The sequence below is a fragment of the Gemmatimonadales bacterium genome (assembly GCA_030697825.1).
In the GTDB taxonomy this organism is placed as follows: Bacteria; Gemmatimonadota; Gemmatimonadetes; order Gemmatimonadales; family JACORV01; genus JACORV01.
This window is the reverse complement of sequence record JAUYOW010000236.1, coordinates 1-18,701: the sequence shown is the minus strand read 5'-3', so window position 1 is coordinate 18,701 and position 18,701 is coordinate 1. Positions and strand designations below refer to the sequence as shown.

The 18,701-nt window shown below is 70.2% G+C and carries 19 protein-coding genes; 9 read left to right on the top strand and 10 right to left on the bottom strand.

Annotated elements, in window-relative coordinates; translation table 11 throughout:
• The coding region (locus Q8Q85_12395) for an ImmA/IrrE family metallo-endopeptidase (GenBank protein MDP3775055.1) at positions 1-681 on the top strand (681 nt) is incomplete at its 5' end.
• 302 nt (positions 682-983) lie between these two features.
• On the opposite strand, the gene Q8Q85_12390 is transcribed toward Q8Q85_12395, so the two are convergent.
• A complete protein-coding gene (locus Q8Q85_12390; protein MDP3775054.1) occupies positions 984-2,270 on the bottom strand; it encodes a transglutaminase domain-containing protein in 1,287 nt (428 codons plus the stop codon).
• A gap of 303 nt (positions 2,271-2,573) precedes the next feature.
• Here Q8Q85_12390 and gltS point away from each other — a divergent pair, with 303 nt between their 5' ends.
• A complete protein-coding gene (gltS, locus tag Q8Q85_12385) occupies positions 2,574-3,782 on the top strand; it encodes a sodium/glutamate symporter (GenBank protein MDP3775053.1) in 1,209 nt (402 codons plus the stop codon).
• 289 nt (positions 3,783-4,071) lie between these two features.
• Here the strand turns inward: gltS and Q8Q85_12380 are convergent, their stop codons facing one another.
• The 4 genes from Q8Q85_12380 to Q8Q85_12365 are packed head-to-tail and all read right to left on the bottom strand — an operon-like array spanning position 4,072 to position 7,966.
• Positions 4,072-4,575, bottom strand: a complete 504-nt coding sequence (locus Q8Q85_12380) for a ferritin (protein ID MDP3775052.1) — start codon at positions 4,573-4,575, stop codon at positions 4,072-4,074.
• Between the two features lie 50 nt (positions 4,576-4,625).
• Entirely contained in the window at positions 4,626-4,853 is a 228-nt protein-coding gene (locus Q8Q85_12375) for a hypothetical protein (protein MDP3775051.1), read from the bottom strand.
• Positions 4,854-7,238 carry a hypothetical protein gene (locus tag Q8Q85_12370; protein ID MDP3775050.1) on the bottom strand — a complete coding sequence of 795 codons (2,385 nt, stop codon included), beginning with the start codon at positions 7,236-7,238 and terminating at the stop codon, positions 4,854-4,856.
• Positions 7,235-7,966 (bottom strand): protein-L-isoaspartate(D-aspartate) O-methyltransferase, encoded by a 732-nt coding sequence (locus Q8Q85_12365; protein MDP3775049.1) that lies wholly within the window; start codon positions 7,964-7,966, stop codon positions 7,235-7,237. Before Q8Q85_12365 ends, Q8Q85_12370 begins: the two co-directional genes overlap by 4 nt.
• Between Q8Q85_12365 and Q8Q85_12360 the strand changes: the two genes are divergently transcribed.
• On the top strand, positions 7,965-8,165 hold the full coding sequence (locus tag Q8Q85_12360; GenBank protein ID MDP3775048.1) for a 4a-hydroxytetrahydrobiopterin dehydratase: 201 nt from the start codon (positions 7,965-7,967) through the stop codon (positions 8,163-8,165). The two genes, Q8Q85_12365 and Q8Q85_12360, sit on opposite strands and share 2 nt — an antisense overlap.
• Positions 8,166-8,187: 22 nt before the next feature.
• On the opposite strand, the gene Q8Q85_12355 is transcribed toward Q8Q85_12360, so the two are convergent.
• The 4 genes from Q8Q85_12355 to Q8Q85_12340 all read right to left on the bottom strand — a co-directional run bounded on the left by Q8Q85_12355 (position 8,188) and on the right by Q8Q85_12340 (position 11,452).
• Positions 8,188-8,601, bottom strand: a complete 414-nt coding sequence (locus Q8Q85_12355) for a DUF4399 domain-containing protein (protein MDP3775047.1) — start codon at positions 8,599-8,601, stop codon at positions 8,188-8,190.
• An 87-nt stretch (positions 8,602-8,688) separates the two neighbouring features.
• Positions 8,689-9,327 (bottom strand): O-methyltransferase, encoded by a 639-nt coding sequence (locus Q8Q85_12350; GenBank protein MDP3775046.1) that lies wholly within the window; start codon positions 9,325-9,327, stop codon positions 8,689-8,691.
• A gap of 79 nt (positions 9,328-9,406) precedes the next feature.
• Entirely contained in the window at positions 9,407-10,102 is a 696-nt protein-coding gene (locus Q8Q85_12345) for a uracil-DNA glycosylase (GenBank protein MDP3775045.1), read from the bottom strand.
• 108 nt (positions 10,103-10,210) lie between these two features.
• Entirely contained in the window at positions 10,211-11,452 is a 1,242-nt protein-coding gene (locus tag Q8Q85_12340; protein MDP3775044.1) for a serpin family protein, read from the bottom strand.
• Positions 11,453-11,709: 257 nt separating this feature from the next.
• On the opposite strand from Q8Q85_12340, the gene Q8Q85_12335 reads away from it, so the two are divergent.
• The gene (locus Q8Q85_12335) at positions 11,710-12,867 is read left to right on the top strand and encodes an ATP-binding protein (protein MDP3775043.1); all 1,158 of its coding nucleotides are present in this window, start codon (positions 11,710-11,712) and stop codon (positions 12,865-12,867) included.
• Between the two features lie 95 nt (positions 12,868-12,962).
• Positions 12,963-13,592 carry an HmuY family protein gene (locus Q8Q85_12330; GenBank protein ID MDP3775042.1) on the top strand — a complete coding sequence of 210 codons (630 nt, stop codon included), beginning with the start codon at positions 12,963-12,965 and terminating at the stop codon, positions 13,590-13,592.
• On the opposite strand, the gene Q8Q85_12325 is transcribed toward Q8Q85_12330, so the two are convergent.
• A complete protein-coding gene (locus Q8Q85_12325; GenBank protein ID MDP3775041.1) occupies positions 13,589-14,536 on the bottom strand; it encodes a GAF domain-containing protein in 948 nt (315 codons plus the stop codon). The two genes, Q8Q85_12330 and Q8Q85_12325, sit on opposite strands and share 4 nt — an antisense overlap.
• A 235-nt stretch (positions 14,537-14,771) precedes the next feature.
• On the opposite strand from Q8Q85_12325, the gene rpiA reads away from it, so the two are divergent.
• From rpiA to Q8Q85_12305, 4 genes are all read left to right on the top strand, one after another.
• Positions 14,772-15,461: a ribose-5-phosphate isomerase RpiA gene (rpiA, locus tag Q8Q85_12320; protein MDP3775040.1), complete on the top strand. Its 690-nt coding sequence runs from the start codon at positions 14,772-14,774 to the stop codon at positions 15,459-15,461.
• Positions 15,462-15,700: 239 nt separating this feature from the next.
• Positions 15,701-16,243 (top strand): hypothetical protein, encoded by a 543-nt coding sequence (locus Q8Q85_12315; protein ID MDP3775039.1) that lies wholly within the window; start codon positions 15,701-15,703, stop codon positions 16,241-16,243.
• Between the two features lies 1 nt (position 16,244).
• On the top strand, positions 16,245-17,234 hold the full coding sequence (locus Q8Q85_12310; GenBank protein ID MDP3775038.1) for a M28 family peptidase: 990 nt from the start codon (positions 16,245-16,247) through the stop codon (positions 17,232-17,234).
• The coding region (locus Q8Q85_12305) for a hypothetical protein (protein ID MDP3775037.1) at positions 17,231-18,701 on the top strand (1,471 nt) is incomplete at its 3' end. The genes Q8Q85_12310 and Q8Q85_12305, both read left to right, overlap by 4 nt.

The following is an 18,701-nucleotide window of genomic DNA, read 5'->3' as shown; positions in this document are numbered from 1 at the left end:
GAGCTGGACGGGCTCGAAGACGAGGATCGGATCGACGGCCTGTTCTTCGAGCTGGAGGGCGTCGGGGCGTGTGTGGGGGTGAACCCACGGAAGGACGATTTCACCGGTTTCCGGATGGCGTTCACGGCCGCGCACGAATGCGCTCACTGGCTGCTGCGCGACGTGACCATCGAACAGTTCACCTTTGAAGACCGGCGTGGCGACGAACTGCACGAGGTCCGCGCCAATACGTTTGCCGCGGCGTTCCTGATGCCGGAGGCAGGACTCCGCATCTACTTCGAGTCCGCCGGCCTGCTGGTTGCGGGCGCTATCCCCCACCTGGATCGCGCCGACATCGTGCGGGCCATGGATCACTTCGGCGTGTCGCGCACCGCGCTGCTGTGGCGGCTTCAGAACTGCCGGCTGCTCACGGACGATCAGGCCGCTGCGCTCCGGGCCGATGAGTACTCGATTTCGCAGGCGGCTCGCGCCTTGGGCATCACGTTCCGGACGGTAGACCGGGTGCGCGGCCGGCTGCCCGCCCTCGCGGTCGAGGCGTGGCGGCGCGGGCTGGTCACCACCGGACGTGCCGCGGAGCTCTATGGCGTGTCCATTGAAGACTTCCGTCAGTACATGGGCATTCTGGGGGAATCCCAGGATGCCGACGGAACGCCGCTCCTCGGCGCCGCCGCGACGCGCTGAGCAGGCGGCATGGACACCGTCGTGGTGGACGCGTGTCTCGTCATCACGTTCGGGAACGCGGGTCGGCTCGATCTGCTCGCCTCCACCAAAGACCGCCGCATCGTCATCCCGCCGCAGTCGAAGGGTGAGGTGTCGCGCCCGCCGGCGTCCGTCGCGCTCGCCGAAGCACTCGCGAGTCGAGGGACTTGTTCGAGGCCAACTTCGGTCGGATGGAGGCCCGCATGGTCTTCTGGACCGGCACGATGGGCACCGTGCTGGCCATCGTGAAGCTGTAGCCTCCGCCGGCCTGCCGCCGTCCTCGCTCAGCGACCAGTGTACCTCAGCAGGCCCGTGAAGTCGCTGTTCGGGTCGTACTTCGCGTACACCACGATGTTGCCCGCCACGGCGGGCACGTCGGCGGAGAACTCCTCCCCGTCGCGTGTGAAATGGGTCCATTGGCCGCCGGCCACGACGGCCACGTCGAGTGCCCCCGGCGCGCGGAGCCGGAAGCGGTAGGTTCGCCCTGCCTCCAGCACTCCGGTGAGCGGCTCGACGAGCCAAGTCCCCCTCGCCCCGAAGCCCGTGTAGGCCATCGGGAACGCGGCGTCGGGCGCGCCCCGCGAGGCCTGCACGCGGTAGTCGAGTACCCACTGGAGAGGGCCTGCTGCGCCCTCTGGCTTGGCGAACAGGCGCAGCAGGTAGTCGCCCGGCCCGGGGAAGCCGGCGTGGACCTGGGCCTCCTCCGCGTTCACTTGGACGAACGCCAGCTCCCCCTCGAGGGTTCGGTCGGCGGCGGCGGGCAGCACCCGGGCCGTCATCTGCACGGGCTGCGTGACGCCCAGCGTCACGGTGACGCGGCCGTCGGCCGCGATGCGCGCGCGGGGGTGGCTCCCAATCCGGAAGCCCGCGACGAAGAACATCGGCCGCAGGTAGGCCAGGTCCGCGTACTCGGCGGCCGAGACCGGCCGGTCGAGCAGCTGCCAGCGCTGGTCCTGCGGCAGGTGGTCGAACACGAACGCGTCGGGGGGAGTGAGGAAGTAGTGCTCCTGGAACCGGCGGACGAACTGCATGCGCTCGTCGAGGTAGCCGGCACCCCACGTCGGATCCATCAGCCGCCACTGCCCCTCGATCCGCACCGCGTTCCACGCGTGGTTCGTGGCGCCGTCGAATCGCTGACCGGGGGTGTAGCCGTAGCCCTTGGACCACCCGCTGACAACCTCGATCTCAAGCCCCATCGCCTCGCCGAGCGCCTCGGTCAGGCGGGCGTAGCCCTCGCACACCGACGCCCGGCGGCGGAGCACCCCTTCCGGGCTCACGTCGCCGTAGCTCGCGGTGCGGAAGCCGCTCACGTCGTACTCGATGTGGCCGGCGACCCAGCGGTAGAGTGCGCGGGCTCGCGTCAGGTCGTCGCGTCCGGCCTGCGCGAGGTACGCGGCCAGGGCCGGCACCGACTGCTCGACGTTGGTCGGCGCGGCGTCGGCGTGTGCGTCGGCGACGGCGTAGCGGCCGGCCCGGTCGCCGGGCGTACCGGCCGGCGCCGCCTTCTGTCCCGACAGCACGCTCGGCACGACGAGGGCGGCAACCAGGAGGGGAACGAGAGGTCGTGTCATGGGATTCCCGTCAGGCTGGGACTTCGGCAACATCTGCCCCGGTTCACGATCCGGCAAGGGGAGGTTGCCAGGGGGGAGTGTCCTCCAGTCGGGCACACTAGGCCTACGATTATAAGCCGCTTGCGATGCTCAACTAGCGCCTCATGTAAGTCGTCCGCCGGCGCGGGCGGGGCCTCCTTCGCCCACTCAAATGCCTCCCGCACAACGGCATGGGGAGTCCGGGAACGAGGTGCGGGAATCTACCTGCCGCTTCCGAGGCTCGCACGGCGCGGGTTGCGCCCGGGGTGATTACCTTGTGGCCCCATGACGACGTTGGAGCTCGATCTCCTCCAGACCCTGACCCTGGCCGCCGTGGTGTATTTCGCCGGGCTGCAGCTGCGGCGCCGGATCGGGGTGCTCGATCGCCTCAACATTCCCTCTGCGGTGATCGGGGGGCTCTTGTTCGCGATCTTCGTTCTGCTCACGCGGGACCGAGTCATCAACATCCAGCTGAGCGCAGCCATGCAGCCGGTGTTCAACGTCGCGTTCTTCACGACCATCGGGATGGGCGCGAGCGTCGCGGTGCTGCGGACGGGCGGCATCCAGGTCGTGGTGTTCCTCGTGCTCTCGATCCTGTTCTGCCTGGTGCAGAACTTCCTGGGGATGGCGGTAGCCGGGGCCTTCGGGGAGTCGCCGCTGCTGGGCGTGCTGGCCGGTTCGGTCACGCTGGTCGGCGGGCCCGCGACCGGGCTCGCGTTTGCGCCGCTGTTCGAGCAGGCGGGCATTCCCGGGGCCGCCGTCGTGGCGCTCACAGCGGCCACAGTCGGCATCGTGTGCGGCGGCATCATGGGCGGGCCGATCGGGACCGACCTGGTGCGGCGCTACGGTCTGCGCTCGGACGTCGCGTCGCGAGCCGAGCTGCGGGCCGAACTGACGAGCACGTCGGAGCCGTTCGTGGTCGACGTGGAACGCGAAGACACGCCCCTGATCCGCAACATGGTCGTGCTCGCCCTCTCGATGGCCCTGGGCAGCATCCTCAGCCGCTACATCCAATCGCTCGGCGTCACGCTCCCGGCCTACATCGGCGCTATGATCGTCGCCTCACTGCTTCGCAACCTGGACGATCGGACCGGCTGGCTGAAGATCGATCTCAAGGCAATGGAGTTCATGGGCAACACCGCGCTCAACCTGTTCCTCGTCGTGGCCCTCATGGACCTGCGGCTGTGGCAGGTGGTCCATCTCGCGGTGCCGCTGATCACGATCCTGCTCGCGCAGGTCGCGGTGATCACGGTGGTGGCCTATGTGGCGGCGTTCCGCGTCATGGGCCGCGACTACGATGCCGCCGTGATGACCAGCGGCTTTATCGGGTTTGCGTTGGGCACCACGGCGAATGCCGTCGCCAACATGCGCGCGCTCGTCGCCAAGTACGGCCCCGCGCCGCGCGCGTTCCTCGTGGTGCCGCTGGTCGGGGCGTTCTTCATCGATTTCGCGAACGCGCTGATCATCACGGTTTTCTTGAACTGGCTGCGGTGAGCCGGTGACGCGGGACGTGCAGGGGGTCGTTGCCCGCATTAACGTCTACGTCAGGCGAGGGCCAACGGTTGGAATAGCGACTTGGCCTGAGATTGAAGCTTTGATTCGAGCGAAGGGCGCTGGTCTGGAATCGGTCCCCTCCTCGGACCCCATCCAGGGTTCCTGGCGTTGCGCTCGACTTCTCGGAGATCGGGCATGAGGATGCGCTTGCCGTCGTGCTCGACGAACTTGATGCGGTCCATGCCGAAATCTATCAGCTTGCAGCCGGAGCCGGGACTGCTCGTCGCGTCTAGCCGGCCGTCTCCTCGGCGTCTTTGCCGAGGTGTCGGTCGAGGAAGAAGATCGCCGTGCTCGAGACGCCGATCATCCTGAGCTGCTCGAGGACCGTGCTGACCGACTTCTCCTCCTCCACCTGCTCGCTGACGAACCACTGCAACATCGCCTGCGTGGCGTGGTCGTTCTCCTTGGCCGCCAGGTCGCACAGGCGGTTGATGAGGCCGCTGATCTTGCGCTCGTGCTCGAGGGTCCGCTCTAAGACGTCCAGCGCGGACTTGAACGCGGTGGGCGGCTGCTCGATGGCCTGCAGCGTCACGCGGGCGTCGCGGTCGTTCACGTAGTCGAAGATCTTCATCGCGTGCCCGGCCTCTTCCTGGGCCTGGCGCCGCATCCAGGCCGCGAAGCCGCGCAGGTTCGCCGCCTCGAGGTAGGCGGCCATCGAGAGGTAGAGGTAGGCCGAGGCCAACTCGTGATTGATCTGGTCGTTGAGGGCGGTCTGAATTTTTTTGGTTAGCATGGGTCGAGGCTACCGGGTGGGGCCGCGCCGCGCAAGTCGGCGGCGGCCGACTAACAGGCTGGCGCGCGGCCGCTCGGAGAACCGGTCGTCAGGTACGGGCCATTCGTCATGAACACGCTCGACAACATCCGCGTCTCGGCGGACGGCCGCGCCAAGTTGATGGACTTCGGCATCGCCCGGCTCGAGTCCTCGAACCTGACCAAGTCGGGGGTCATGATCGGGACTCCGCACGACATGGCGCCGGAGCAGGTGACCAGCGGCGAGGTCTCGCCCGCCATTTACCCGGGGCTCCGCCCCGCCACGGCAAAGATAAGAGACGCCACGCCGTACGCGGCCGCGGCGAAGAGGAAGAGCGCGGGCGCGCCCAGTTCCAGCGCGATCAGCGCTGCCAGCGGTGCGGCGACCACCGAGGCGAAGCCGTTCGCCGCCCAGGCCCACGGCAGGCCACCGCGGTGCGGCCCCACCAGCGCACGCAGGCCCAGCGGGAACAGCATCCCCATGAGCGTGGCCGGCAGCCCCAGCACCAGGACGGACGCGGCCGCGCGCAGGAGCAACGGCGCGCCCTGCATCAAGTGGACAAGCGGAAGCAGTCCGGCCGCATAGACGGCCAGGACCGCGGCCAACAGTGCGCCGACGCGCGCACCGCCGCGCGCGGCGAGCCGATCCGAGCAGGCGCTCCCCAAACCCGAGCACACCAGGAACGCCGTAAGCGCCGCCGCGACAGCGTAAACCGGGTGTCCGAGCATTAGGCCAAGCTCCTGGATCGCCGCGATCTCCGCGCAGAGGTAAGCAAACCCGATGGCGCCGAAGTAAGGGAGCACGCGCCGGAGCCGGAGCTCGCCCGCCCGGTGCCGCCCGAGGATGGCGGGGAGCCCGAGGAGCATCGCGCCCAAGGCCGCTGCCTGCCCCAAGGTGGCCACGAGCGCGATGGCGCCCCACTCGGCGAACGGGAGCCACTCACCGCGGCTCCGCCGGAGCAGCGTGGGCAGGTCGCGGAGGCGCACGAAGTGGTGCGGGTAAGGTCGCGCGTCGCTCACGGCGGCGACGGCGAACGGGTAGGCGGCGGCGAAGTCGGCGGCCTCCCCGCCACCCGATGAGGCCGCCGCGGCCGCCCGGAACAGCGTCGGCTCGTCCAGCAGGTTGAAGCCCGATATCGGGGCGCGCAGGCCGGGATACCAGTCGAGGTCGAACCGGCGATCGCGCGTCCACGCCTCGAGGGCCGCGATCTCGCCCGGCGTGAAGCCCGAGGGTTTCGCGAGCACGGTGGCGGTGCCCCATCCGCGGGCCACGACGAGCCCGTGGCGCACCGCCTCCGGCCGGACGCGCCGCAGCGCCACGGCCACGGTCAGGATGGTGCGGACGGCGGCGCGCGGCGGGACGGTGAGCCACCGTGTGACCGCGAGCACGCCCTCCTCCTCGAGCCGCACGAGGAACTGCGCGAGGGCCTCGGTGGTGTGCAGGAAATCCTGGTCGAGCGCGTGCACGCCCGCCGCCGCGGCGCCGTACGCGCCCCCCGGCCCGATCGCGATGACGTCGAAGCGCTCCCGCGAGCGCGCGACGTAGCTTCTGGCGTCGCCCACCACCCAGGTCACCGAATCTCCGCGCTGGGCGCGGCGGCTCAGCCGCACGAGGTCCGGGTTGATCTCGACGGCCGTGACATGCCGGGCGCCGTGCGCGAGCGCACTCTCCACGTCGAGGTCGCCGCCCGCGCCCACGACCAACACCCGCTCGGGGCGCCGCACCGCGTACGGCAGGGCCGACGGCAGCCACTCGAGCAGGGCGCGGGCCTCCGCCGCGTCGGCCGCGACCACGGCCCCTGCGATGTGCCCGTCCACGAACAGGGCGGTCTGCGCCGGGAACGCGCCCCGGTACGCGAGCGAGAGCCCCGGCGCGTAACGGAAGGCCGGCGCCCGAGCCGCCACGACCCACCCGAGCGGGCTCGATCTTTCGGCGACGCGGCGGGCGTCGGGGTAAGTCTCGACCTGGGGCAGCTCCTTGTAGCGCGTGACCTCGATGCGCCAGGGCGGACGCGCCAGCGCCGCCAGGGCCGCCGCGGCGGCGATCACCACGGTCACGCGGCAGATACGCACGCCCTGGGTGCTCCACGCCGCCGCCACCGCGCCGGCCGCGGCCACCAGCGCCGGCACCGCCAGGCCACGCTCGGGCGGCGTCAGCCACATCCCGATCACGGCGAGCGCGGCCCCGAGGCCCGAACCGAGGAAGCTCAGGCCGTACACCCGGCCGGGCCGCTCCCGCTCCAGCGTCAGCGCGAGGAGGACCGCGAGCGCGCCCGCCGCGAACGGCAGGGCGCAGAGCAGGTACACTCCGCCCAGCGGCAGCCACTCACGTGGCTGCCAGGCGAGCTGGGTGGCGTCGACCCGGATGCGGAGCGCCAGGGCCGGAGCGGCGACGAGGGTGAGCGCGGTGAGCGCCCCGGCCCACGCGAACCACCGCGGTACCGCCTCGTCGGGCGGCAAGCGGCGCAGCGACATCAGCGTGCCGCTCGCGCCGACGCCGAGCATCGCCACGCCGATCGCCATGTAGGCGAAGTGATGGTACTGCGCGATGGCGAAGACCCGCACCAGGAAGATTTCGAAGGCGAGGGTGCCGGCGGTAAGGAGGGCGACCGCCGGTGCAGCGAGGGCGCGGGACCCCGCGGTCAACGAAGCTCGCGAAGCAGCGGGACGAACCGCACCGGGAGCAGCTGGCGGGTACGGACGTCGCCGGCCGCGTCCTTTTCGACCAGGATCAGGTTTTGCACGCCGTACACGCTGCCGATCGGGATGATCATCCGCCCTCCCGGCTTGAGCTGATCGATCAGCGGGGGCGGCACGTACCCCGCGGCCGCGGTGACGATGACGGCGTCGAACGGCGCCGCCTCGCGCCAGCCGTCGTGGCCGTCGCCGTGCCGCACCTCCACGTCGCCGTAGCCGAGGCGGCGGAGCCGCTCGCGCGCGCTGGTGGCGAGCGCCTCGAAGATCTCGATCGTGTACACCCGGCATCCGATCTGGGCCAGCACCGCCGCCTGGTAGCCGGAGCCGGTGCCCACCTCGAGCACCCGCAATCCCGGCCGGGGCCGGAGCAGCGCGGTCATGTAGGCGACGACGAAGGGCTGTGAGATGGTCTGGCCGTAGCCGATGGGGAGCGGAAAATCGCCGTAGGCATCGTCGACGCGCCGGGGTGGCACGAACTCGTGGCGCGGCACCGCGCGCATCGCGGCGAGTGTGGTGCTATCGGTCACGCCCTGCCTAGCGATCTCCTCCACCAGCGCCAGGCGGCGGGCGCGGTGAACGGGGTCCGCGGGCACGTTCTGGGCGCGAGTCGCGCCCGGCAGCGCGAGCAGGAAGGAGACGACGATTGCGGCGGGGAGGTGGGGACTACGGTAGGCCATGAGGTGCCCTCCCGGTCGATTCCGATCAGTCGTCCAAACTGCGATCGGCGGTGAGGCGCCGGACTTCGCGATTCACTGGAACCGGGTGGATATCCTGCTCTGGACCCACAAGATCAACGGGCTGCATGAGAACGACTTCATCATGGCCGCGAAGATCAACGGGCTGGCCCAGGCCGACACGAAAGGAGATCCACCCTGACCACAGCGCCGCAACGAGCGTACTAGCGCACCGTAAACCGCACCGTGTCCACCGCGGGCGGGTCGAGCGCCACGTGGGCCCAGTTGGCGAGGACGGCAATGATGCGGTGCCTTCCCGGCGCGAGGCCCTCCAGCGTGAACTCGGTCTGCGCGCGCCCCAGGTGGAAGATGCCGGGCACGCCTTGGGAGATGGTGTCGCCCGGGGCCGTGGCCTCACGGTCGAGGAAGAGATGGTGGTGCCCGGTGCCGGGCCGCTCGTCGGAGGCGGGGGTGATCTCGATACCGCCGGCCTGCAGCAGCACCCGCACCCTGGGCCCGACGAGCTGGGCGCCGTCCGCCGGCTCGGCGATTACCACGCGGACGCGTGGGACTTCGGCGCGGCAGGCGGCCGAGGCGGCCAACAGCACGGTCAGGACGAAACCGTTGGTGGAAGTCATGGGCCAGCTCCTGTGGGGGGATAGCCTACGCCGTCCCGGGCGGTGCGTCAAACGGGTCTTCCGGTTTGCAGCGTTCGCGAGCGCGAATCAACGCTTCAGGACGACAGTCACCCCGTCCCGCAGGGGGAGGAGCACCGCGAAACCGTTGGCCTCGTCGGCAAACGTGATCCGGTTGAGGCATTGTATGCCTGCGGTATTGCGGTCGGCCGTCCCGGCTCGCCCGGTCACCCGTCCGCCCCACAGCGTGTTGTCGCACACGAACAGCCCGCCGCGGCGGATGCGGGGCCACGCCGCCTCGAAGGCGGCGGGGTAGCCGTGCTTGTCGATGTCGCAGAAGACGATGTCGAAGGTGCTCTTCACCTTCCTCATGGACGTCACGGCGTCGCCCACCATCAACGTGACGCGCCCTCCGAGGCCGGCGCGCCGGAAGTAGCCCGCCGCGACGCGCGCGCTTTCGGGGTCGCCGTCGGTGTACCAGACGTGGCCCTTGGGCCCGACGGCGCGGGCCCACCACAGTGTCGAGTAGCCGATCGCGCTGCCCAGCTCCATCACGCGCCGGGCGCGGACCATGAGCGCGAGCTGGAAGAAGAGCCGTCCGACGAGCGGGCCCACGATCGGAATGCGCTCGCGTCCGGCGCGCGTTTCCATCGCGGCCATCACGCGGTCGCGCGGTGGAATCAGGGTGCGCAGGTAGCGCTCGATACGCGGATGGACGATGTCGATCATCGTTTCCTCGGTGGCGATCCTCGCGGAAGCTGGGGCGGCGGGCCAAGGGCGCAAGGAGGCGCAGCGGCGGCAGGGTGTGTCACCGCCCTTCCAGCACCTCGCGGGCGCGCCGGAAGATCGCGTCCCACATCGCGCGGGTGAGGCGGCCGGTGTTGGTGTTCTGGCGGCTGGGGTGGAACGAGGCGACGAGGAGCGTGCCGTCCGGGAGGCGCGCCTCCGCGCCGTGCGTGAAGCGAGGTCGCTCGCGCGCCGGCAGCTCCTTCCGCCAGCCGGCTGCCTCCAGGTACGACTGGTGCGCGATGCGGCCGAGGGTGACGACCACGCGCACGCGGCGGAGGAGGTTCAGCTCGGCCTGGAGCCAGGGGCGGCAGTTCGCCAGCTCGCGCGGCGTGGGCCTGTTGTGTGGCGGCGCGCAGCGGGCGGCGGCGGTGACGTAGCAGTCGGTGAGGCGGAGCCCGTCGTCCCGCGAGACGGAGGTGGGCTGGTTCGCGAAGCCGAAGCGGTGGAGCGCCTCGTAGAGCCAATCGCCGGAGGAGTCGCCGGTGAAAACGCGGCCGGTGCGGTTGCCGCCGTGGGCCGCGGGGGCGAGGCCGACGACTAGGAGCCGCGCGCTGGGGTCGCCAAAACCGGGGACCGGTTTGCCCCAGTACTCCTGGTCCCGGAAGCGGCGGACCTTGTCGCGGGCGACCTGCCGGCACCAGGCGCGCAGGCGCGGGCAGCGCTGGCAGCTGGTGATCGCCTGCACCAGTGAGGAGGTGGTGCCGATGCTGGTCACGGATTCGGAAATCTATCGGGCTGTCGCAGCGCGTGCTCCAGGTCGGCGCGGCCGTGCGGTACGGACGCTGGCCCTGACCGGCCATTTGCGCCCGGGTTCCCTGGTCGCCTAGCCCGCCGCGGGATCCACCACCTTCCCGATGAACAGGATCGTCCCCGAGAACCGCTCCCGGATCACGAAGACGAACGGACGGGCCACGATGATGGCCTGCGGCGCGCTGGTGACGCCGATCCCGACAGAGGTCACCGCGGCCGCCTCGGTGCCCTCCTCGTTCACGTCCACGAAGGTCTTGTGCTTCACGTTCGTGATGTACGGGCCCCGACTCCCCAACATCCGGCTGAAATCCGCATCCTGCGGTGAGAACGCCACGCCCATCCCGAGCGCCGACAGCGCACCGTTCAGCGTGAGGTCGGAGGTGAGAACGAACTTCGGCATCGAGACGAGGATCTCCGCGGAATCCAGCGCGCCGATCCACCCGCCCCACTGATCCAGGGTGAGGTTCGCGACGAGAGAATCGATCGCCGCCGGGTCGTCGGGCATCGCGATCGTCATGCTGAACGCCCCGCCGGCGTACGGCAGGTCCAGGACCTGGACCGACCCCTCGCGCGCCAGTCCGACCTGAACCTCGCCCGCGTGCGACATCATGCGCACCGTGGTCGTCGAGCCGTCACGCCGCCGGAACGGCGCGTCCTGGGTGCGGGCACGCTCGAACCGCTCGGTCCAGTCACCTTTGAAGTAGACGGCGTTGATGAGGAACATGATGGCGTCGGGCGGGAGCGGGTTGGGCGCGATGCTCGCTATCCGCCCGCGCGTCTGCTCGCTCACCCACGCGTCTATCGTCCCCGGCGCGCTGGGCGCGGCGAAATCCAGCCCCTGGATGCGCGCGTCGAAATAGACGCGGTTCGTGTCCAGGAACGCCGGCTCGAAGGTGTACTCCTCTCGATACCAGATCGAGTTGGCGAGGGTGAAGTCAACGCCCGGGTCGAGGCCGCGCAGCAGCTCGATCAGGCTCCGGTACGACTGGTTGATCTCCGCCGGGGTCAGGCTGCCCAGCTCCAGAGCCAGCCGCATCGAATCGTAGGTCGTCCCGGCCGCGCCGTTCAGCGTCATGCCCAAGGCCATCGCGATGCTGAGCGGCGAGATGAAGAGATTCTCGGACGGGTCCCCCTCGGCGGCGACCTGCCGAAAGAGCTTGAGCGCGAACCGGTTGTCGGTGGCGACCAGCCGGCCTTCCGCGACGGTCAGCGGTCGCGGAAGCGCGACGATGGGGCCGGTAACGGGATCGTGCCCGCAGCTCGCGGCGAGCAGCAGCGGGAGCGCGCACAGTATCGAGCGGAAACGCGATGGCATGGGACCCCTGCTCTCGGCAGATCATGTCGTCCTATCGTCCCCACTAACGACCCTTTCAGGCAGGGCCAGGTCACACCGATACCCGCCCCGGAGTGGGCCGGCCCCTGCGCCTGCTGGTCCGGATGCTCGAGGCTCCGAGGTCACGGTCAGGGCTTGGGGCGAGGGTCACGGGTAGCCGCCAAGACTCGTCGTCCGGATCCGGTACACCATGACAAAGCAACATTGCACTTTCGAATTTCATGGTGTATCATCGGACCATGATAGCCCGCCGTGAGATCCTTGCCCAGCTGCGCGCGGCGCTCCGGCGCGGTCGCGCCGTGGCCCTGATCGGTCCCCGCCAGGCCGGCAAGACCACGCTGGCCCGGCAGCTGGTGGCGCCAGGTTCACCCAATTACTTCGACCTCGAGGACCCGGTCAGCCTGGCCCGGCTGGACGAGCCGATGACGGCCCTGGCGACGCTTCGCGGGACGGTCGTGATCGACGAGGTGCAGCGCCGGCCGGACCTCTTTCCGGTGGTGCGCGTCCTCGCCGACCGGAAGCCGCTGCCGGCTCGGTTCCTGCTTCTGGGCAGCGCGTCGCCGGCGCTGCTGCGTCAGTCCGCTGAGTCGCTCGCGGGACGGATGGAGGTCATCACAATGGACGGGTTCTCCTTGAGCGAGATCGGCGTAGCATCGCTCGAGCGTCACTGGCTTCGGGGTGGGTTCCCGCGCGCCTTTCTGGCCCGGTCACACGGCGACAGCTTCCTATGGAGGCGGGAACTCATCCGAACCTACCTCGAGCGCGACCTGCCGCAGCTAGGTATCTCCATCCCGGCCCCGGCACTGCTGCGCCTCTGGACCATGCTGGCTCACTACCACGGTAACATATGGAATGCCGCGGATCCGGCACGCTCGATGGGGGTGAGCGAGCCCACGGTGCGGCGCTATCTGGATCTCCTGACCGGACTGTTCCTGGTTCGGCAGCTGGCGCCGTGGCACGAGAACCTCGGGAAGCGCCAGGTGAAATCGCCCAAGGTGTACATCCGGGACTCGGGTCTCCTCCACCAGCTCCTCGGAGTGCGCGCCCCGCGCGATCTTCTCGTGCACCCCAAGCGCGGCTCCTCCTGGGAGGGATATGCGATCGAAGAAACGCTCAAGGCCGTCAAGCCCGAGGCGGCGTACTTCTGGGCGACACACACCGGCGCCGAGCTGGACCTCTTGCTTTTCAAGGACGGCCGACGGCTCGGCGTCGAGGTCAAGCGGGCGGACGCTCCGACGCTCACCCCATCCATGCGCATCGCCCTGCGGGACCTGAACCTCGAGCAGCTGGTGGTGCTCTACCCTGGGAACCGGCGCTACGCACTGGGTCCGCGGGCCTGGGCCGTTCCGCTCGGCGAACTTGGAGACGGAGCCGCTGGGGTGTTCAGGCGACGCTGAACACCTAAGGTGTAGTTGGGACCGTCGAGCTAGTTTGTGTGGACCTCAGCGTTCTCTGTCCAGTCGGGCCGGGTCACACCGTATACTTCGTCGCCATGAGCCAGCCCGGTCCGCCGCCGCTCTTCCGCGTGAACGCCTTCGTCTGGGCGGTCGTCGCGGTATTCGTCCTCTTCATGGCCACCTTCGTCGTGGGCGCGCTGCGCAAGCCAGAGATGCGGCAGATGGCGATCACGCCGCCCAACCCTGCCCCGGTGGGAGACACCCTGGTCGGCCCCGCGATCGTGACCCTGGACGCTACCGATGAGAACCGGTGGACCTACTTCGACTTCTCGCGCAACTCCGCGGTGGAGCGCCCCGGGCCGCTCGACTGGGACCTCGCGGTGAGCCGCTTCCATGTGATCGCCAACGGCGGGGACGGTTTTGGGGGTCGGGGCGGGATCGTCAACCTCGGGTCTGTCCCTTTCGATTCGGTGGTCACGCTGCCGGACATCGGCTACGTGGCGACCGCTCGGGACAGCACCAGCGCCGGCGTCGGGAAATGGTATCGCTACGGCTGGAGCTCCCACCTGCTCACGCCGAAGGGCGACGTCTATGGCGTTCGCACGGCGGACGGGCGTTACGCGAAGGCCACGATCGTGAGCTACTACTGTGCCGGCGTGCAGGGAGGGTGCCTCACCATCCGCTACGCCTACCAGGGGGACGGCACGCGCCGGGTCGCGCGCTAGGCGCGTACCGACCCGGACGTCCGCGCTCCCGCCCGCTTGCGCTCGATGACCCGGCCGAGCTGCGTGCCGACGTGGACCATGACGTCAAGCAGTGCCTCGTCGGGCGCGACCGGCTCGGGGGCGAAGAACTCCAGCACCGCGACGACTTCGGTGCCCACGACCACCGGAAAACCGAACCCCGCCCTGAGGCCTATGTCGTACGCCATGCCGGCACGCGGGAAGTTCGGGTCGTTCCTGACGTCCACGATCCACGCCGGCTTGTGGGTCGCGAGCACGCGGCCAGGCAGGCCGACGCCCGGCGCCAGGCGTGTCGTCTCGGTCACGCGGCGAAAGACCTCGTATCGCAGCGGGTCATCCATGTGCCAGAGCTTGGTCGGCACCAAGTCACCGGTGAGGTCCTCCCCGGCCATGTACACGTGGCCCACCGGCCAGCCGGTGTGCGCGCAGATACGGTCGAGGCAGTGGAGGAACGCATCTTCCACGGTGCGTGCCTCGTTTGCCGCAACGGCCACCGCCTGCAGCAGGCGCACGAACTTGTGCTCGCGGCGCAGCGCCTCTTCAGCGCGCGCGCGTGCCGTGACGTCGCGGAAGCTCCACACCCGTCCGACGATCTCGCCGCCGATCCATTGCGGCTGGGAGTAGCGCTCGAAGACGCGGCCATCCTTGAACTTCAGGACGTCGAAGCTCTCGGCCTCGGGCTGGCTGTACAGCTCTCGGACCTTGGTGAGGAACTGGTGGGGGTCTTCGAGTTGCTGCAGGACGAAGCCGAGCGCCTGCTGGTCGTCCTTGGTGGCCAGGATCTCCTCCGGTATGCGCCACATCTCGGCGAACTTGCGGTTGAAGATCTCGATCCTGCCGTCTCGGTCGACCACGAGGAGTCCGTCGGCGGTGGAGTCGAGGGTGGCCCGGAGCAGGGAGAGCGTACGCGTGAGATCCTTAGCCACCCGTCGACTCTTGGCGGCGTTCCGTGCTGCTCTCGGTGACTGGTTCTCGTCCACGCGGGGTTCCTTGCCTCTCGCCGGCCAGGCTAGATATTGGTTGTGGTGCGACTCTGTCAACCTCGCAACGAGACCCGTCTCCGACGGCGGCGGTTGAGATGGAGAAAATGCGGTCCACGCCAGGAGCGAAGCTGACCCACCCGGGCCGGCGCGTGGACGACGAGCAGTACCGGGGCGCTCCGTGAACCTGGACGAGCTCAAGCGCGCGGCGGCCGAGCGCGCGGTCCTGTTCATCGAGAGCGGGACGGCGATAGGCCTCGGCACTGGCTCGACGATTCGTCCGCTTCTCGAGCTGCTGGCATCGCGTCTGGCCACGGGCGCGGTGCGCGGCGTCGTAGCCGTTCCCACGTCCGAGGACACCGCTCACCGCTGCCGCGCCCTCGGCATCCCGCTGGTCACGCTCGACGAGTACCCCGAGCTCGACCTCGCCATCGACGGCGCCGACGAAGTCGCCCCGCGGCTCGACCTCATCAAGGGCCTGGGCGGGGCGCTGCTGCGCGAGAAGCTCGTCGCGCTCGCCGCCAAACGCTTCGTGGTCGTGGCCGACGAGTCGAAGCGGGTGCGCCGTCTCGGTACTCGGGTCCCGGTGCCGGTCGAAGTGATTCCCTTCGGCTGGTCGGCGTTGCTGCCGTTCTTCGAAAAGCTGGGCGCGACTCCGACGCTTCGCCGCGCGGCCGACGGAACGCCATACCACACCGACGGCGGCCACTATGTCGTTGACTGCCGCTTCCCGCACGGCATCAAGGACCCGGCAGCGCTCGCCCGGGCGCTCGCCCGGCGCCCGGGGATCGTGGAGGACGGGCTCTTCCTGCGCCTGGCGCACCTGGCGGTCATAGCCGGGGCGAAAGGTGTGAAGCTGCTCCGCCGTTGAGCTCCACGGCCACGACCATGCGTGGGGCACGCGCGCCATCTCGCTCGTCCTGCACTCGGCGCTGATCGCCGCCGCGGTGGGCGCGACGCGGCACCAGCCCCCGCGCATCGATGACGCGGATGGGGGGCCGGCCGGTGCGGGTGCGCATCCTCGTGGCGGTGACGTTCGCTCTGCGGCGGTAGCGACGACGCACCGGCGCTCATAGGTTTCGAGCGACATCAGCCGGGAGGTCCGGGTTCATGCGTTCTGCTTTCGCTCTGCTCTTGCTCGCGTCCGCGCCGACCGTGGTGGCGCAGGCACAAGACGCGTCCCGACGTCTCGCGTTCGACAGCACTCGCGCCGACACTGCTTCGTGTGAGGGGCTCCTCGTCCAGTTCCGGGATTTTCGCGCCGACCAATTCGGCGGCAACGGATTCCTGGTCCACGTGCGCAACCCCTCTCCGACGGCGCGCCGGTTCGACCCGTCGCACTTTCGCGCGCAGTTGAGGGGCGGCCGCACCGTCTCCTTTCTGACGGGGGGCAGAGTCGCCTCCGAGTATCTCGAGGGCTCGCGCATCTCGGGCATGGACGCCGAGGAGCGGTTCCGGCAGCAGATCGACATCCAGAACGACCCCCGCTTCCAAGCAGGCCCCATCGCGGCCAACCGTGCCGAGGTCCGGTTCCTCGCGCTGGGCTGGAGCCGTCGGGTATCGGGAGACCCTCGGCAGATTCTTCCTATGACCCTCCTTTGCGGGAGCGAGCCGCTCGGCCAGATCAACTTCGTCGCCGAAGCACACCATTGAGATGACCGGGCACGGCCGCCGCGTGGCATGGGTGGGACGCCTCGCGGCAGCCGCGGCCGTGGCGCTCGCCGCGCCGGCGGCAGCGCAGCAACCGGCGATCACTCCGCCGCAGCTTTCGCGCTTCATCCATGCCCTGGCCCACGACTCCATGCGGGGCCGTGCCACGCCGAGCCCGGAGCTGGAGCAGGCGGCCGGTTTCGTCGAGTCGGTCTTTCGGCGGGCGGGGCTGGCACCCGCAGGAGACAGCGGCCGCTATCAGCAGCGATTCTCCGTTCGCGGCCAGACAGCGCCCAACGTCGCCGGGCTGCTGCGGGGGCGCGATCCCGGGCTGCTCGGCCAGTACGTCGTGGTGGTCGCGCACCTGGACCACCTCGGCGTCTCGCGGCCCAATGGGCGCGACTCCATCCTCAACGGCGCCGACGACAACGCTTCCGGCTCGGCCGGCGTCCTCGCGCTCGCCGAAGCGTTCGGGAGCCTGGCCCAGCGTCCGCGGCGCTCGATCCTTTTCCTGGTGGTGAGCGGCGAGGAACTGGGCCTCCTCGGATCGCGGCACTTCGTCGCTCACCCGACGGTCCCCTTCGACAGCATCGTGGGACTCGTCAACCTAGACATGATCAGCCGCAACCGGCCCGACTCCGTGTACCTGAACGGGTGGAACAAGAGCTCGATCTCGGGCCGGGTGCGGCGGCTCGCGGCACGGCACCCGGAGCTCGGCCTCGGCGTCGGTCCGGATATCGAGGACCGGCCCCGGACCCCCGCCGACTCGGACCACTGGCCGTTCCAGCGCCGCGGCGTCCCATACATCTTCTTCTATACCGGCGAGCACGGCGACTACCACCAGCCGACCGACCACGCGGACCGGACGGACCCCGACAAGGCATCACGGGTGGCGCGACTCGCGTTCTACACTTTGTGGGAGATGGCGGAAGGCACGGAGCGCCCCAAGTGGGAGGCGGAATCGCGCCGCCTCAACGTCGTGACGCCGCGATGACCGGCGGGGTGGGCGTCTTCGCACTGGGCGGGTTGCTGCTCTGGTGGCCGCTGGGGCGTTCGCCGCGCCCGCCGGCACGGGCTAAGGACCGGTGCGTGCCCGTCACTCGGGCGCCGCCGGCCGAAAGCCTGCTGGCCACGGGCCGCTACTGGCACGCGCTCCGGGCCGCGCCCGCGCCGCCGGCCTCGCGACCGCTCCCCGCCGCCGACGCGATCGTGCATGCGCGGATCGCGGAAGGGCTGGGTCGCACGTCGCGGCTGGAGGAGTTGGTCCGCCGCGCCCGCGGTGGTGACTCGCTGCCCGAGTTCCTGGCCGTCGCGGCCCGGTCCGACGAACGTGCCGAGCGCTGGAGTCCGGCCGCGGCCAAGTACGCCCGTATCGCCGAGCTCACATCCGCACCGGCTGCCATGCGCGCGGCCGCGACCGTACGGCTGGCGGTGGCGCTCCAGCGGGCCGGCCGCCTCGACTCGGCTGCGGCAAGCTGGCGCCGGGCGTCACAGGCGCTTCCCGAGATCGCCGACTGGCTGGCGATCCGGCGCGCGGAGATCGAACGAGACACCGCCTTAGCCTTCGCTTCGGTCAGCGCGGCGCGTACGCCGGGCGCTTCGGAGCGCGCCGATCTGATGATCGCGCGTCGGCGAGTCGCCGCGGGCAACCTGCGCGGCGCGCTCGACGTGTACGTCAGGCTGCGACGTCCGCTGGAGATCGCCCGCGTCGAATACGCGCTCGGCCAACGCCGCTCCGCGCGGATTCGCGCCGATTCGATCGTCTTCGCCGACCCCACCAGGCCCGCGGCACTCCTTGCCGCGACGTTCCTGACCGAGCGCTACGACACCCTCTCGCTCCGCGAGTACCTCGCGGTGAGCCGCGCCTACCGTGCCCGCGACGACCTGGTCACCGCCGAGCGCTTCGCGCGCCGGGCCATCGCGCGGGCCGACACCAGCGTCGGCGCCTGGCTCGAGCTCGCCCGCATCCAGCTGGAGCGCGGCAGCCTGCCTCACGCCATGGCGGCGCTGGACAGCGCCGCCGCGCGCCCTGCCAGTCCGCGCGCCCGCCGGCGCACGGCGTCCCCGCCCGCGACGATGATCGCCTTCGAGCGGGTGCGGGCGCTGGCAGCCGCGGGTTTCTGGGATGCGGCGGAGGTGCTGGCCGACACCCTGGCGCGCCGGTACCGCGGCGACACGAGCATCGCGCGCGCGGTGATGATCCTCGCCGACCACGATCGCTCGCGCGGCGAGCCCGATGAGGAGCGTGCTCACTACCGGGTGTTGATGCGGCGTTTCACGAACGCTCCGGCCGCCAACGTGGCGCGTTTCAGACTCGGACTCCTCGCGTTCGTGCGCGGTGCGACGGACACGGCGGCGGCCCTCGTGGGCGGCGCGCTCGCCCGCGACAGCACGGGTCAACTTGGCCTGGCACCGCGCTACTGGGACGCGCGCCTGCGCCTGATCCTCGGCGATTCGACGG